This window comes from Arthrobacter sp. Y81 (assembly GCF_002929335.1).
In the GTDB taxonomy this organism is placed as follows: domain Bacteria; phylum Actinomycetota; class Actinomycetes; order Actinomycetales; family Micrococcaceae; genus Arthrobacter.
The window spans coordinates 1-535 of record NZ_PJIL01000093.1; the positions used below are offsets into that span (position 1 = coordinate 1).

The following is a 535-nucleotide window of genomic DNA, read 5'->3' on the forward strand; positions in this document are numbered from 1 at the left end:
GGGTGGATCAGCTGGCCCTGGGCGGATTCCTTGTAGGCCAGGACCAGGTCCCGGTCCACGGAGAGGTAGTTCTGGCCGCCCGGGTTGTAGATCTTCGCGGTCGGGAAGAACGCGTCCATGCCGAACGTGCGGGATTCGTCCGGCACGATGGGTACGATCCGGTGCCCGAACTTCTTATCGCGGAGGAGGTCCTTGAGCAGGCGGACGAACGCCATGGTGGTGGCGGCCTGCTGCTTGCCGGTGCCGCGCTTGGCGACGTCAAACGTCTTGGCTTCGGGCAGTTCAATGGCCGCGTGGTTGGGACGGCGCTCAGGCGCGTAGCCTCCCAGCGCCGCGCGCCGCTCAAGGAGATAGGCGATCTCAGGTGCGTCCGTGCCGGGGTGGAAGTACGGCGGGCTGTAAGGGTCCTCCTCCAGCCGGGCGTCGGAGATCGGAATCCTTAAGTAATCCCGGAATTCCTTGAGGTCGTCGAGGGTGAGTTTTTTCATCTGGTGGGTGGCGTTGCGGCCTTCGAAGTGCGGTCCGAGTCCGTAGC

At 64.7% G+C, this 535-nt stretch carries 1 pseudogene; it reads right to left on the reverse strand.

Going from position 1 to position 535, the window contains the following annotated elements:
- A pseudogene (locus CXQ91_RS24340) lies at nucleotides 1–535 on the reverse strand (pyruvate dehydrogenase (acetyl-transferring), homodimeric type); the annotation flags it as partial.